Annotated in this window: 14 protein-coding genes; 7 read left to right on the top strand and 7 right to left on the bottom strand. The window is 70.8% G+C overall.

Features of this window, described 5'->3' with window-relative positions:
• Nucleotides 1-70 precede the first annotated feature (70 nt).
• Complete coding sequence (locus Aau02nite_RS29945) at nucleotides 71-1,306, top strand: hypothetical protein (protein WP_212991934.1); 1,236 nt, start codon at nucleotides 71-73, stop codon at nucleotides 1,304-1,306.
• Between the two features lie 51 nt (nucleotides 1,307-1,357).
• Here Aau02nite_RS29945 and Aau02nite_RS29940 read toward each other — a convergent pair whose 3' ends face one another.
• The 5 genes from Aau02nite_RS29940 to Aau02nite_RS29920 all read right to left on the bottom strand — a co-directional run bounded on the left by Aau02nite_RS29940 (nucleotide 1,358) and on the right by Aau02nite_RS29920 (nucleotide 6,371).
• Nucleotides 1,358-2,239 (bottom strand): helix-turn-helix transcriptional regulator, encoded by an 882-nt coding sequence (locus tag Aau02nite_RS29940; RefSeq protein ID WP_246595547.1) that lies wholly within the window; start codon nucleotides 2,237-2,239, stop codon nucleotides 1,358-1,360.
• Nucleotides 2,236-2,748: an SRPBCC family protein gene (locus Aau02nite_RS29935; RefSeq protein WP_212991932.1), complete on the bottom strand. Its 513-nt coding sequence runs from the start codon at nucleotides 2,746-2,748 to the stop codon at nucleotides 2,236-2,238. Before Aau02nite_RS29935 ends, Aau02nite_RS29940 begins: the two co-directional genes overlap by 4 nt.
• A gap of 80 nt (nucleotides 2,749-2,828) precedes the next feature.
• Nucleotides 2,829-3,611 (bottom strand): DUF4253 domain-containing protein, encoded by a 783-nt coding sequence (locus Aau02nite_RS29930; RefSeq protein ID WP_212991931.1) that lies wholly within the window; start codon nucleotides 3,609-3,611, stop codon nucleotides 2,829-2,831.
• A 55-nt stretch (nucleotides 3,612-3,666) separates the two neighbouring features.
• A complete protein-coding gene (locus tag Aau02nite_RS29925; protein WP_212991930.1) occupies nucleotides 3,667-5,718 on the bottom strand; it encodes a hypothetical protein in 2,052 nt (683 codons plus the stop codon).
• 38 nt (nucleotides 5,719-5,756) lie between these two features.
• Entirely contained in the window at nucleotides 5,757-6,371 is a 615-nt protein-coding gene (locus tag Aau02nite_RS29920; RefSeq protein ID WP_246595546.1) for a TetR/AcrR family transcriptional regulator, read from the bottom strand.
• 92 nt (nucleotides 6,372-6,463) lie between these two features.
• Between Aau02nite_RS29920 and Aau02nite_RS29915 the strand changes: the two genes are divergently transcribed.
• Nucleotides 6,464-7,183, top strand: a complete 720-nt coding sequence (locus tag Aau02nite_RS29915) for an SDR family NAD(P)-dependent oxidoreductase (RefSeq protein ID WP_212991929.1) — start codon at nucleotides 6,464-6,466, stop codon at nucleotides 7,181-7,183.
• 3 nt (nucleotides 7,184-7,186) lie between these two features.
• On the opposite strand, the gene Aau02nite_RS29910 is transcribed toward Aau02nite_RS29915, so the two are convergent.
• Complete coding sequence (locus Aau02nite_RS29910) at nucleotides 7,187-8,557, bottom strand: aldehyde dehydrogenase family protein (protein ID WP_212991928.1); 1,371 nt, start codon at nucleotides 8,555-8,557, stop codon at nucleotides 7,187-7,189.
• Entirely contained in the window at nucleotides 8,554-9,423 is an 870-nt protein-coding gene (locus Aau02nite_RS29905; RefSeq protein ID WP_212991927.1) for a fumarylacetoacetate hydrolase family protein, read from the bottom strand. Before Aau02nite_RS29905 ends, Aau02nite_RS29910 begins: the two co-directional genes overlap by 4 nt.
• A gap of 87 nt (nucleotides 9,424-9,510) precedes the next feature.
• On the opposite strand from Aau02nite_RS29905, the gene Aau02nite_RS29900 reads away from it, so the two are divergent.
• The 5 genes from Aau02nite_RS29900 to Aau02nite_RS29880 all read left to right on the top strand — a co-directional run bounded on the left by Aau02nite_RS29900 (nucleotide 9,511) and on the right by Aau02nite_RS29880 (nucleotide 14,626).
• Entirely contained in the window at nucleotides 9,511-10,281 is a 771-nt protein-coding gene (locus tag Aau02nite_RS29900; protein ID WP_212991926.1) for an IclR family transcriptional regulator, read from the top strand.
• A 267-nt stretch (nucleotides 10,282-10,548) separates the two neighbouring features.
• Nucleotides 10,549-11,979 (top strand): extracellular solute-binding protein, encoded by a 1,431-nt coding sequence (locus Aau02nite_RS29895; RefSeq protein ID WP_246595545.1) that lies wholly within the window; start codon nucleotides 10,549-10,551, stop codon nucleotides 11,977-11,979.
• Nucleotides 11,976-13,994: an ABC transporter permease gene (locus tag Aau02nite_RS29890; RefSeq protein WP_212991925.1), complete on the top strand. Its 2,019-nt coding sequence runs from the start codon at nucleotides 11,976-11,978 to the stop codon at nucleotides 13,992-13,994. The genes Aau02nite_RS29895 and Aau02nite_RS29890 overlap by 4 nt, the downstream gene beginning before the upstream one ends.
• A gap of 132 nt (nucleotides 13,995-14,126) precedes the next feature.
• Nucleotides 14,127-14,324, top strand: a complete 198-nt coding sequence (locus Aau02nite_RS29885; protein ID WP_212991924.1) for a hypothetical protein — start codon at nucleotides 14,127-14,129, stop codon at nucleotides 14,322-14,324.
• Between the two features lie 86 nt (nucleotides 14,325-14,410).
• Nucleotides 14,411-14,626, top strand: a complete 216-nt coding sequence (locus Aau02nite_RS29880) for a hypothetical protein (RefSeq protein WP_212991923.1) — start codon at nucleotides 14,411-14,413, stop codon at nucleotides 14,624-14,626.
• The last annotated feature ends 94 nt before the right edge of the window (nucleotides 14,627-14,720 follow it).

Raw genomic sequence — 14,720 nt, 5'->3', positions numbered from 1 at the left:
GCCGGATGGGACCTCGCGGGAATCGACGGATGGCTACGATCCGCACGCCCGACAAGTAGAAGGGACTCCCGTGAGAGTCGCTGTCCTCACCACGGTCGCCATGGCCGTGACCGCGGCCGTTGCCGCCCCGGCCCACGCCACCACGACCGCCGACCGGCCGCCGCAGTTCAGCGTCGGGCCCTCCCTGTACGCGTACACCGACAGCGCCACGCCTGACGAGGCGACCTACTACCCGGGCGACAGCCAGGCGCCGGTCGGTACCTGGACCGACGAGGACGGCGGCACCCACGTGAGCCGGGTCCACGCGAGCTTCGACGTGGGCGGGGTGAACCTGGCGCGTCTCCAGAGCGCCACCCTCGAGCTGCCCGAGCAGTACGGCGACTGCACCGGTGTGCGTGACCTCGTCGTGCGGCAGACCGAGCCCTTCGAGGTCGTCACGTGGAACGCCCCGCCCGCCACCAGGGGCGTGGCTGTCCCGGTCACACCGGCCGACTGCGGGCCCCGTCCCACCGCCGACGTCACCGCCATGGTCAGCCGGACGCTCGCCAAGGGCAGCACCACGCTCTGGGTGCAGATCCGGGTGCCGCAGGGCCACGAGGCCGATCCGGCGTACCGGCGGACGCTGAACTTCAGCGACGTCCGGCTGCAGGCGACGTTCACCAACCAGGCGCCGCTGAAGCCGGCCAAGCTGTTCCAGTACAACGACTACACGCCCTGCGCTGCCGATTTCGCGGAGAACGGGGACTTCTCGGTATACGCGAGCATGGTCGACCGGGATCGCGATCCGTACGACACGTTGACGCCCGAGTTCGAGTACTGGCCGGTCGCGGACCCGGCGGCGGTGGTCCCGATGAGCACCGGCATCCAGTCCGGCGGCAACGGCACGTTCGGCGTCGGTGATGTGCCGGGCCGGACGCTCGCCGAGGGGACGTACGGATGGCACGCCCGGGTCTTCGACGGTCAAGCGTACTCACCGTGGAGTGCCAGCTGCACGTTCACGATCGACCACACAGTGCCGGGCGTGCCGAGCGTCGCCTCCCCCGACTACCCGGAGAACACCGCTGAGCCGGTCGTCCGCAGCCTCGCCGGCACCTTCCTGGTGACGGCGAACGGATCCGCCGACGTCGTCCGGTTCGGCTACGGGCGCAACGGCAGCTTCGAGGGCAGCGTCACCGCCGACCAGCCCGGTGGCGCGGCGATCCTGACCTGGCGGCCGCAACCCGGCCGTCATGCGTTGACCGTCTGGAGTTTCGACGCTGCGGGCAACCGTTCGGCCCCTCGCAGCTACGTCATCAACGCCGCCTGACACCGAGCGCTTCGGCCGTCTCCCGCCGGCCCACCGCACGCGGGTCGCCCGTCACCGGGCGTCCCCGGCGGTGGACCGGCCGTCGGGCGGGGTGGCGAGCGCGGCAGCGTTGCGCAACAGGTTGAGCTTCGCGTCGTTCTCGCTGCCGGCCGCCGTCGTGTAGGTGACGATGCGCAGGTCGGCACCCGGGACGGTGAGGACGTCGCAATCGACCGTGATGTCGCCGACGGTCGGGTGCGTGATGGTCTTCTCGTCGCTGGCCAGCGTGGCTGTTGCCACCGTGCGCCAGAGCCGGTCGAACGACGGGGACGTCCGGCGCAGCGCGGTGATCAGCGCGGCGAGTCTCCCGTCGCCGGGATATCGGGCAGCGCCGTCGCGGAGATCCGCGACGAGCGCCGCCTCGAACGCGTCCCACCCGGCCGAGGAACGCATCGGCCGCAGGTAGGCGTGTCCCTCGCCGGTGCCGAACAGCATCCGCGCGAGGTTGCGTTCCCGTTCCGGCACGGTGGAGGGGTCGCCGTGCAGCCTGGTCCACATGTCGTTCCACCAGAGCAGGGTCCAGTCGGCGGCGAACACCCCGATCGGGACGTCGCCGAGCCGTGCGCAGAGCCGCTGGATGCCGGGCGGCACGTGGTCGTCGACGACGCTGTCCTGCGGCGGCAACAGCCCGGCCGCCCGGTACAGCTGGTCGCGCTCGCCGCGGGTCAGCTGCAGGGCGCGGGTGATCGCGGCGACGACCTGGGCCGACGGGTTGGTGGCGCGGCCCTGTTCGAGGCGGAGCACGTACTCGACCGAGAGGCCGGCGAGCTGGGCCAGCTCCTCCCGGCGCAAGCCACGGGCGCGGCGCCTGGGGGACCGGGGCAGTCCGGCGTCGGCCGGGTCCAGCCGGTCCCGCCACCCGCGCAGCAGGACACCGAAGCTCACCACATTCACCCCTCCATGATCGCCGATTCTTCGACCACGGCGGCCATCCGGTCCAGCGCGCGTTGCATGTACCGGCTCCACAACGGCGTGAACGGGCCGGCGATGATCCATCGGCGCCCGGGTAGCGGCTTGAACTCGTACGTCCATCGGATGATCGTGCCCGTGCCGTCCGGCAGGAACGAGAACTCGCCCCGCACACCGGCCGCCAACCGGGCGAGGACATTGGTGAATCCGGTCAGCTCGTAGGCGAACCCGTGACCGTCGACGTACTCGGTGAGCGCCTCGCTGACCCGCGAACCGTCGGTGAAGACCGGATTGCGGGACACGCCCGCCCGGTCCCACGCGGCGGTCTGGCCCTCCACGCGCGCCACCCCGGGCAGCGGGCCGAAGGGGCGGAAGACCCGGGACAGATCGATCGGCGCGACGATCCGGAAGGCCGTTGCCGGGCTCGCGGTGGTGCGAGCGAAGACGGTGATCGGGACAGTGCGGTCGGTTCTGGTGATCAGTGCTGTCGTCATAGATCAAGGATCGACCGGTGGCGGTGCGGCGGGCAGACACCCGTCCGTCCGTGGTATCAGCAGTACACAGCCTCGAACCGTCAGTCCCACCAGAATTCCCACTGCGCCGCGTCGATCAGTTCGACCGCGTAGTCCTCCAGGGATTCAGTGCCCTGGGAGATGTTGTCGGGGCAGAAGGCGAGATGCTCGGCGGCGACCAGGCGAGCCTGCTCGAGATCGCCGGGTGGGGCGGCCACGCTGAGAATCATCGTGTCGAAGCCGAGCGCGAGCAGCCGGACGCCGAACCGGTCCTCCCAGCTCCGCAGCACCGCGGACAGCCTGGCGGTGTCACTCTCATGATTCACCGCCCCGGTCCAGCCGATCAGGGCCGGAACGTCGGCGCTTCGCGCGGCGCGGACCAGCCCGAGCCGGGCGCCGGTGACCCGATCGAAGTCGACCAGCAGCTCGGCGAGCTCCGCGGCGTGCCCGTCCGCGTCCGCGGCGCCGCCGGATCCGGCCAGACCGGGCCAGCCGTCGACGAACGGTGCGACGATCTCGCGCATCTCCGCCATCTCCTCGTCGAGCGGTATCTGCCCCTCGAACCACTCGCGCAGCAGCACGGCCGGATCGTGGTCGCCCGGATCACTGGTGACCAGGCGGGGGGTGAGCTCGCCGCTCTCCCAGGGTCGCAGCGGCACTTCCTGACGCAGGCCGTGCAGGAAAAGCGGCCACCAGCCGCTGCGTGCGCGCTGCGCGTGCGCCGTGCTCCACCAGCCCGGCTGCACCGGGGATCGGCTCACCCAGAGCAGGCCCTGCGCGGACTGCCACGCCCCGCCGGCCGGATCGTTCTCCAGCCGCGGCTGGTCGTCGTCCCTGCGAAACATCCGCCGGAGCCTGGTCAGAAGGTGCGACATGGGAACACAGCTTTCGATGGTGGGATCAGGCGGTGAGCAGACGGGCCGAGATCTGTTCGAACCGGCTCCGGAGGCCGTCGGTGGTTGTCCGGTCTGCCGCCACCAGCCGTACCCGCGCGGGATGGCTGAGGATGGTCGAGCGGCGGGCGAGGTCGAGCGTTGCCCGGCGGAAGTCGGCGGGCAGCTCTTCGTCCTCCGCCACCAGCAGGGCGGCCGACAACCAGCGGACGGATCCCTGGCCGAAGTAGCCCCACAGGGGACGGCGGGGCTCGGCCAGGGCGACCGCGCAGACGATGAACGCCCGCCCGACGAACGGAATCTTCGGTACGGCGGCAGCCGCGTACGCCCGGGCCGCGGCCTGCCGTGGACTCTCGCCGGAGCGACGGCTGTCGAGCAGGACGAACGCCTGAGCCGCCTCATCCCTGTCCGCGGCCGTTGACGAGGTGGAGGCGGCGATCGTCCAGAGGCGGGTCGCGGTCTCCTCGTCGGTGAACATCTCGCCGGCCAGTAGATGACGCAACGGCCTGCTCCAGTCGTTGCGGTCAGCGAGCACGGAACGCGTGACCGTGTCAGCGAGCGGATCACCCGCGGCGCGCAGCGCTCGGACAAGGGTCAACAGAGCCGGCGGCACCGTGGTGTACGGCGTCGGCGCGACGAACAGTTCCGGCCAGCGTTCGGCTACCGCCGCCAGGTCTTGTGCCCGTGCACTCGACGTGGCGGTGAGCAGGTACAGACATGCCGCCGTACCGGGTTCGGAGACGGACCGGTGGGCCGAACAGGCTCGCAGCCCGGCAAGGTGACCGGGGGCCATCTCATCGAGCAGTTCGACGGCGGCCTCACGGCAACGGGCATCCTCCGGGTCGAAACCGGGCCAGGGCGGTAGCCCCGCCGCCCGCCGGGCCCCGTCGACGGCCTCGTCCCATTCCGCGAGGACCGCGCGGGATTCGTCAGGACCGATCGCCGGCCTGGGGGAAGGGCGTCGGCCGTCGGACGGGTACGTGAGCCGGTTCAGCTCGGACCGCAGCCTGAACGGCAGGTAGGCATGCAGCCGGGCGAGTTCGGCCCGGAGCCACGCCGGCACGGTGCCGTCTCGAAGGGTGTTGACGATGGCGCGCTGTACCGGGAGATCGGGATCACCGACCGCCGCCGGTAACGCGTAGCAGAGGGCTTCCATCCGGCGTTTCTGCACGGCGGGATCGGGGTCGGGGGTCGCGCGCATCTCGGTGGCCAGCGCGATCGCCGCGGCACCGGGCGCTGTGCCGGCGCGCGCGGCCAGACGCAGGTAGACGTCGATGCTGTCGCCGCGCAGGGCGAGCCGTCGGCAACCGGGCAGCGCGGCCGGATCTCCCCAGGCCCACAGCAGGTCTGCGGTAGCCGCACCGTCGGCCAGGAGTTCGCCGATCAGCCGGCCGGCCGCGGGGTGCCCACTGTCCAGCGCGGCCCGGGCGAAGGCCGACGGATCCTCGGCGAAGACCGTCCGCCACGTCGACAGCAGGTGGTCGATGTCGTCGGTGACCAGCAGGTGCCGCCGGCCCAGGGCGAGGAAGGTCTGCCGGTGTACGGGCGCCAAGCTGCTCGAAGCGAGAATCGTGTGCAGCAGCGCCTCCTCGCCATCACGCAAGGGAACCGGCAGCTTGGTCGGCGACTGCCCGACCGTGAGGTTCGGATCGCTGAGCAGCGCCAGCCGGACTCGCCAATCGTCGAGCTGGGCCGGGTCCGCCGCGGTGGGACGGGCGTCCCGGACGAGCAGGAACGCCTCGGTGTCGCTCCGCCCACCGAACACGGCGTAGCCCGCTGGTTCCAGCCGGCGTAGCGCCCGCCCGACGGTCTCGCGGTCACCGCCGAAATAGATCGCCTGGGGACGCCGCAATGATCCCTTCCGGTCGAAGGCCGAGGCCGGGGTGTGCCAGCCGGCGTACGGGGTGTCGGGCGGCAGGCCACGCCGGCGGATCTGCTCGCGGGCCTCGTGATGCACCTCTTCCTGGGTGACCAGCTCATCATCGGGCGTCACGAACAGCAGGTCCGCGGATCCCCGGAGAGCCGCCAGCAGGACAGCTCGATCACTGGTCGCAGGCATGACGGCGATCCTATGCAGGACCCGTCCCCACGCGGCGGTCAGGAGCGGGCCGGAGGCCAGGTCTGCAGGGCCATGTCGGCCACCAGCTGAAGCTCGTCGGCGGCGGTGCCGCCGGCGGCCTGGACCGCGATCCCGTTGGCCACGGTCATCAGGTACCGGGCCAGCAGCCCCGGATCGGCCCCGACCGGCAGGTCGCCCTCGTCGACGGCCCGCTGGAACCGTTCCCGCAGGTAGGCGGTGCCTCCCTCGCGCCAGGCGGCGAGCAGGTCGCGGGCCCGGCGGCCGGACTCGCCGGCCGCCAGGGAGCCCTGGACACCAAGGCATCCGGCGGGACAGTCCGGCTGCGTGGTGGACCGGATCGCGCCGGCGAGGAACGTCGTGGCCACCTCGCGGGCGGTCGGCTGCCCGAGAGCCCGGGCGACGTAGGACGCCGGGCCCTCGGTGTACCGCTGCAGTGCCTGGCGGAACAGCTCCTCCTTGTTGCCGAAGGCGCGGTACATGCTCGTACGCGTGATGCCCATCGCCCCGGTCAGATCGTCGAGGCTGGCTCCCTCGTAGCCCTGGGCCCAGAAGACCCGCACCGCCCGTTCGAGGGCCTCGTCGGCGTCGAATCCTCGCGGCCGGCCGATCGGACTTGTCCGCTTGCTCTCCACCGCCCCAGCGTACCCCTTCGGTACCGACCGATTCCGAAGTGCTACGGTGGCGTTCGGTACCGACTGATACCGAAGTCTGTGGAGGTAGCGCTATGGGGCAGGTTGTTCTCATCACCGGAGGGACCTCCGGCATCGGGCTGAGTCTCGCGGAGTCCTTCCTGGCCGAGGGGGCTTCCGTGGTCGTGTGCGGCCGATCGCAGACCGCGCTCGATCGCTTCAGCCGGGCCCATCCGGAGGCCCTGGCCGTCCAGGCCGACGTGACCGTGCCGGAGGCCCGAGCCGCCATGCTGGCCGCGATCGACGACCGGTTCGGGCGGCTCGACGTGCTGATCAACAACGCCGGGACGTTCGTCGTGCGGGACTTCGCCGGGGACGACGAAGCCACCGTGGCGCTCGATCAGGAGATCGATCTCAATCTCACCGCACCCATCCACCTGACCGGTGAGGTGTTGCGGCGCTGGCCGCCGCTGGCCGCCATCGTCTTCGTGACCTCCGGCTTCGCCCTGGTCTCACCCACCCGCGCTCCGACCTACGGCGCCGTCAAGGCCGGACTGCACGGCTTCGCCGACGGACTGCGCCGCCAGCTCGCGCCCCAGGGCACCCACGTGCTCGAGGTTCTCCCGCCGACCACGGACACGCCGATGAACGCCGGCTCCACCGGGCCGAAGTTGCCACCGGCCGAGGTGGCCGCGGTGACGCTCAAGGCCCTCCGGCAGCGCCGGCCGATGGCGCTGCCGGGTCAGACGAGACTGATGCCCACGATGCTGCGGATAGCGCCACGCGCCCTCGGGCGCATGGTCGCCAAACTCTGACTGCTACGGCGTGAGCGTGACCGTGACGGTCCGCGTGTAGAAGTCGCGGGCCGCGGTGCCCTGCTCACGCGGCCCGTAGCTCGACTCCTTCTCGCCGCCGAACGGGGCGTGGAAGTCCACGCCGGTGGTCGGGGCGTTGACCTTCACCATCCCCACGTCCAGCCGGTCCGTCAGGGTCAGTGCCGCCCCGAGATTCTGCGTGTAGACGGCCGCGACCAGCCCGTGCCGGACGTCGTTGGCGACCCGGGCCGCGGCTTCGGGCGACTCCGCGCCCAGCACCACGCAGACCGGCCCGAAGTATTCCTCACTCAGCAGGTCGTCGCCGGCCGGTACGTCCACCAGCACCGTCGGCGCCTGGAACCAGCCGTCGCCTTCGGGCTGCCGGGCGCCGGTCAGCACCCGGGCGCCGCCCGTACCGGCGCGGTGCACCGCTGCCCGGATCGCCTCACGCGGCCGCGACTCGATCAGCGGGCCGACCACCGTCGCCGGATCCGCCGGGTCGCCCACGGGGAGTGCTTCGACGGCGGCGGCCAGTCGCTCGGCGAACGGTGCGGGATCGCCGACCACGATCACCCTGCTGGTGGCGGTGCACTTCTGTCCGGCGTACCCCATCGCCGCCGCAGCGATCGCGGCCGCGGCCGCGTCCTGATCGGCATCCGGCAGCACGATGGCGGCGTTCTGCCCGCCCATCTCGCACTGCACCGGGATGCCGCGCGTGACCGCCCGCCGGGCCACCGCCTGCCCGGCCGCCACCGATCCCGTGAACGAGACGGCATCGGCCGCGTCGACGACCGCTCCGCCGGTCTCGCCGAGGCCGGTCAGCACCGTCAGCACGCCGGGCGGGAGCGTTCCGGCGAACAGCTCGGCCAGCCGCAGCGCCACCGCGGACGACTGCGGTGCGGGCTTGAGCAGGACGGTGTTGCCGAAGGCGAGGGCCGGTGCGGCCTTCCAGAGCGGGATCGCCACCGGGAAGTTCCACGGGGTGATCAGCCCGACGACCCCGTGCGGGCGGCGCCGGGTGTGCAGCAGCGACACGCCGTCGGCCGGCGGGTACACCTCGCCCTCGGGGTGCAGCGCCTGCTGCGCGAAGTAGCGCAGGATCGCCACGCCACGGCCGATCTCGCCGCCCGCCTCGCCGCGCGGCTTGCCGACCTCGCGGACCACCAGGTCGGTCAGCTCGCCGGTGGCCGCTGCAACAGCCTCGGCGCAGGCGTGCAGAGCGGCTGCCCGCGCGTGCGCCGGTTCACGGGCCCAGCCGGCCGCGGCCTTGCGGGCCGCGTCGGCCGCGGCCGCCACCTGCTCCGGTGCCGTGTCGGGCACGCGTACGACGATGTCCGACGGCGCTTGCGGGGAGTGACTCTCGATCGTGGTCATGCTCGTCCCTTCCCGGTGGTGGCGTCGCCGACCTCGACGACGGGGTTGGTCAGCGTCCCGAGTTCCGCCGACGTTATCTCGATCGTGTCGCCGGGTCGCGTGGTGAAATCGGCGTCCGGGACCACGCCGGTGCCGGTCAGCAGCACCACGCCGGCCGGGAAGGTCAGCGCCCGGAACAGCCAGTCGGCCAGGTCCGTGAAGCCTCGGGCCATCTCCGCCGTCGAGGTGCTCGCGGTGTAGGCCTCTTTGCCGTCCCGCAGCACCCGCAGCCCGATCGGGAACGGACCCGGGCCGACCGCCCAGCTCGGCACGATCGCCGGGCCCAGCGCGCAGGAACGGTCGTAGACCTTCGCCTGCGGCAGGTAGAGCGGGTTCTCACCCTCGATCGACCGGCTGCTCATGTCGTTGCCCAAGGTGTAGCCGAACACCTCGCCGGCCGCGTTGAGGACCAGGCCGACCTCGGCCTCGGGCACGTCCCAGCCCGAGTCGGCGCGGATCCCGACGGCGTCGCGGTCGCCGACGACCCGCCACGGACTGGCCTTGAAGAAGATCTCGGGGCGGTCGTTGTCGTAGACGTCGTCATAGAGCGAGCCGTGCCCGGACTCCTCCTTCCGTCCGTCCCGGCTGCGCAGGTACGTCACCCCGGCCGCCCACACCTCCTGCTGGTCGACGGGGGGCAGCGCCTGATCGCCGGGCATGTCGCCGTGGGCTGCGCGGGCGGCGGCATCGACCACGGCCCGGGCCTGGTCGAGCGGTACGGCGAGCAGGTCGGCGAGAGCACTGTCGAGCAGGCCCCACTCGCCGTCCTGGCATACCGCCCACCGCGACGCGTCGCCGTCGCGCAGGTGGTGAAGGGAGATCGGCATTGGCTATCCTCAGTCTGTAGTAATGCGGGAAGTGTGCGCGGTTACCCTCGGCAGGTGCCGGTCCGGCATTTCGAAGGGACTATCGACATGCCCCGTGTGGTACCGGCGGTCATCCGCGCACTCGACATCCTCGAACTGTTCCTGGACCGACCCCAATTGTCGGCCCGAGAGGTGATGGAGCGGCTCGATCTGCCCCGCACCACGGTGCACGAGCTGCTGGTCACGCTCGAGGCGCGCGCGTACCTGATCTCCGTTCCGGGGCAGCCGGTGCAGTACCGGCTCGGCATGCCCCTGTTCCAGCTCGGCGCGGCCTTCGCCGGCCGGCTCGACCTGGTGCGCGAGGCGCAGGGCGTCGCGCGGGACGTCGCCGCCGCGTGCGACGAGGCCGTCCACGTGGCCGTGCTCGACGGCGCCGATGTCATCTACCTGGTCAAGGTCGACAGCACGCACCCCGTCCGGATGGTCTCCGCGGTCGGGCGGCGGTTGCCGGCGCACTGCACGGCGGTCGGCAAGGTGCTGCTGTCGGACCTCGATGAGGCGGGCCTGGACGCCGTTCTGAAGAAGGGCGCCCTGACGGGCATGACGCCCGAGAGCATCACCGACCCGGAAGGGCTGCGGGCCCATCTCGAACGCGTCCGGGCCGAGGGCGTCGCGTTCGACAACGGCGAGTCCGACAGCGCCATGCGCTGCGTCGCCGCGGCGATCCGGGACCATTCCGGCGCCGCTGTCGCCGCGATGAGCGTCTCCGCGCCGATCATCCGCTGGACCCCGCAGACGCAGATCGCCTGGACCGAGCTGGTGCGCGGCGGCGCGGCCACGCTGTCCGCCCGGATGGGGTACCGGGCCCAGTCCCGCTGACCGATTTGCCGGTTCCGGCCGGAAACCGCATTGAAACATTGACACCTCTCTCGGTGGTCCTCTAGCGTCGCGTCCACTCAATACGATATCTCGAACTGAGTTCGAAATCTCGAACGGCGGTGGCCCGTGACCCGATCGCACCGCAACGTCAGCGCCGCCTCGGCCCACCTCACCGCCGTGACGTCCGGGGCTTCGGTATGTCGACGCTGTTCGCCGAGCACGCCTCTGGCGTGCGGCGGTGCGAGGAGATGAGGGAGGCGAATACCTATGCAGGACAACCCGGCGTGGTCCCGGCGCGGTTTTCTGGGAATGGGGGTGGGGGTGCTCGGTGCGGCCGGTCTGGCCGCGTGCGGAGCCGAATCCGATGCACCCGCCAAAGTGGCGGCCGACGTTCCGAAGGATCTGATCGACGCCGCGGCGCCGTTGAAGGGCGCCTCGATGGGGGTGCTCTCGCAGAAGCTTTACTCGACCAAGGCCAACGAGGCGCTCGACCGCTCGATCGAGAAGTTCGCCGGCGTCACCGGGACCAAGATCGAGAACAGCCTGGTCCAGGCCGACGCCGGTGACGTGGTGGCCAAGATCCACGCCGAGGTCGAGGGTGGCGTGGCGCGTGACCTGGCGTTCATGACCGACTCGCGGTTCATCGCGCAGTTCCACGGGCTGGGCGACCTGGAGGACGTGACGGACGTCGTCACGGCGCTGACGGCCAAGTACGGCGAGCCCTGCGCCGAGGCCAAGAACTTCTGCGTCTTCGACGGCAAGTGGTACGCGATCCCGTACCACTTCATCGGGATCGGGTCCTTCCTGCGCAAGGACTGGATGCAGGAGAAGGGCATCGCCACCAAGGACGTCTACTCCTGGGAGGAGCTGCGCGACCTGTGTCTGGCGATCTCCGATCCGGCCAAGCGCCGGTTCGGCTGGGGCATGATGATCAACCGGTCCGGTGACGGCAACGGGATGATCGAGGCGCTGATCAACTCGTACGGCGGAGCGATCGCCTCCAACGACGGCCGCAAGGTCACGTTCGACTCGCCCGAGACCGTGCAGGCGGTGACCTTCCTGGGCGACATCTACACCAACCCCAAGTTCAAGCCGATGCTGCCGCCGGGCGTCGCCAGCTGGACCGACACCAGCAACAACGAGAACTGGCTGGCCGGGATCCTGGGCTACACCCGCAACAGCTTCAGCGTCTACGCGGACTCCAAGACCAAGAAGAACCCCGTGTACGCCAACACCCACGTCTTCTCCGACTGCATCGGGCCGGCGACCGACAAGTCCCTGCTGCTCGGCCAGTCCCAGGGTTTTGTCGTCTTCAAGGGGGCCAAGAACCCGGCCCTCGCCAGGCTCCTGGCCCAGTACCTGGTCACCGCGCCGGCACTGGTCGGAGTGGCCCAGGAAGCACCCGGTCTGGCCATGCCCGCCTGGGAGAAGGTCTGGGACGCCGACCCGTTCTTCACCGGCGGCGACCCGGCGTTCTCCATGCTGCGCACCATGTCCCAGCAGCCGCTGCCGCTGTCCACCAAGAATGGCCTGAAGTTCCCGCAGAAGGCCAGCGCCGGCCAGCAGGCCGTCGTCGCCGCCTACGTCCTGACCGACATGATGCAGCAGGTCGTGCAGGGCACGGCGCCCGCACAGGCCGTGAAGGCCGCCCACGCGAAGATGGTGCAGATCTTTGCCCAGCAAGGGCTGCCGCAGTGACGGCAGTCCGCTCAGCACCGGCGCCGGCGACGGGGACCTCCCCGTCGCCGGGGCCCGGCTCCCTCACGACGACCCAGCGGCGGCTGGGCCGGGACTGGCGGCTGGCGGCCCTGTTCCTGACGCCGACGGCCGTACTGGTCAGTGCGCTCGTGCTGGTGCCGATCGTCCAGTCGGCGATCACCAGCACCACCGAACGGCACGGCCAGGAAAGCGTCTTCGTCGGCCTGGGCAACTACCTCTCCCTCGCCGGCGACGACCAGTTCCGTACGGGCGTGGTGAACTCGTTCGTCTTCACCGCGTACGCGGAGATCTTCAAGGTTGTGCTCGGCCTGGCCGCAGCCCTGCTGCTGCACCGTCAGCGCCGTGGGCGGGCCGTGCTGACCGGGCTTCTCCTGGTGCCGTGGGTGGTGCCGACGGTGGTGACGGCGTTCAGCTGGCGCGCGCTGCTCGACCCGATCTTCGGCAGCGTCAACACCCTGCTCACCGCGTCCGGGATCGGGCCGCTGCTGGCCGATGTGCATCTGATCGACAGCTGGCCCGCGGGCTGGCTGTCCGACACGTCGCTGGCCATGCCGTCGGTGATCCTGGTCAACGTGTGGAAAGGCGTGCCGTTCTTCGCCGTCTGTTTCCTCGCGGGGCTCAAGGCCATCCCGGCCGACCTGTACGAGGCGGCGGCCATCGACGGCGCCTCGCCGTGGCGCCGATTCGTCCACGTGACGCTGCCCGGACTGCGTCACGTCATCACCGTGACGGTGACCCTGTCGTCGATCTGGACGTTCAACAACTTCGACCTCATCTGGTTGCTGACCCAGGGCGGCCCGGGTGACGTGACCGCGCCGTACGTGCTCGTCGCGTACTCGAAGGCGATCCTGCAGCTGCAGTACGGCGCCGGGGCGGCGGTCACGCTGGTCATGCTGCCGGTCATCGGCGCGCTGGTGTTCGTCCTGGTCCGGTTGCTGCGCCAGGACGCCGGCACCAAGCGGCCCCCGCGGATCCGGATGCCGCAGTGGGCCGGGACGGTGCGGACGGCCCTGCCGTGGATCGTCACCGTCGCCTTCACCGGTCTGCTGGCCTGGGCGTCGCCCCAGATCTTCTGGAAGGCCGCGGTTGTCCTCGCGGTGATGCTGCTGATCGCGGTGGCCGTCGGCAAGGCGGTCTCGGCCCTGAACTCCCGGGGCGGTCGCCGGGCCTCGTCCCTGGTGGCGAACCTGGGATCCGGGGTCGCGCTGGCCGGGTTGCTGGCCTTCGTGCTGAGCCCGCTGTACTGGATCGCCGTCACGGCTTTCAAGTCCGAGGGTCAGGTCGTCATGCGCGACAACGACCTGTGGCCGACGCCGTGGACCCTGGAACAGTTCAGTGCGCTGTTCACCAACCAGCCGTTCGGCCGCTGGTACCTCAACACCGTGCTGGTGTCCGCGGCGTCCACCGCGGTGGCCCTGATCTGTGCCGCCCTGGCGGGCTACGCCCTGGCCCGGCTGCGGTTCCGCGGCGCGCAGGGCTTCACCGTCACGGTGCTGCTGACGTACGTGATGCCGGGCGCCCTGCTGTTCATCCCGCTGTACCAGCTGCTCATCGGGGCACGGCTCACCGACTCGTTGTGGTCGCTGGTGCTGACGTACCCGACGTTCACTATCCCGTTCGCGACCTGGCTGCTGACGGGATACTTCGCGTCGATCCCGATCGAGCTGGAGGAGGCCGCGCTGGTCGACGGCTCCACCCGCGTCCAGGCGTTCCGCCGGGTGGTGCTGCCCCTGGCCAAGCCGGGACTGCTGGCGGTCGCGCTGTTCACCCTGACCAACGCCTGGAACGAGTTCCTGTTCGCCTTCGTGTTCATCACCAAGGACGAGTACAAGACCCTCCCGGTCGGGATGCAGTCGATGATCGCCGGCGACGTCGTACCGCAGGGACAGCTCGCCGCGGCGTCGCTGCTCGTCAGCATCCCCGTGGTGATCATGTACTCCTTCGGCCAGCGTTTCCTCACCGAAGGGCTCACCGCGGGCGCGGTGAAGGGCTGAGCGAGGCTCGCTGTGACCGTCGACCCGGGTCCGTGGGGGTGCGGACCCGGGTCGACGGCCGCGGTGAATTACGCCGACGTAGTTTGTTTTACCTGGTAGCGGCCTTGATCGACAGGACGTAGCGTCGATCGGGTGGAGCCCAGGGTCCAGTACGCGATGCAGACGGCCGACGGCGCGTGGCGCGTCGAGATCGTCAAGCGCGGACGGACCCAGTGGTACCGCGTCGTGCACGAGGACAACATCCTGGACTGGCTGAGCATCGCCGCCGTCCAGCGCATCCTCGGTGAGGCCGGCATCGACATGGCCGATCTGGGCGAGGCCGCGGCCTGACCTCGGCTCGTCAGCGGGCGGCCTTCTACGCCGCACCTCGGTGCCCGTCGGGTGAGGAAGTAGCAGCCGGCTCTTAAGCTCGGGTCGTGGACCGACAGCCAGAGACCACCGACCCGGCTGCCCTGCTGGTGCCTGCCCGGGACCTCCGGACCGCCGCGGTCATCGCCGGTCGCGCCGATGTCGTCGCCAAGGTCGACGAGGTCATTCTGCTCATCGCGGGCCGGGTTGAGCCGGCCGGCACCGAGCGGGACGGCGACAAGGCCAACACAGTCGTCCGGATCCTCGACGGGCTCGGCTTCTGACCGGGCTCACTCCGGAGACTCCGCGTCACACCAGGATCGTCGCGACGACTGTCACCGCCGGCACGAGGCGGTGAGGATCTCGGTGGTCGGGCTG

Source organism: Actinoplanes auranticolor (genome assembly GCF_018332655.1).
Lineage (GTDB): Bacteria > Actinomycetota > Actinomycetes > Mycobacteriales > Micromonosporaceae > Actinoplanes > Actinoplanes auranticolor.
This window is presented reverse-complemented; position numbering and strand designations above follow the sequence as displayed.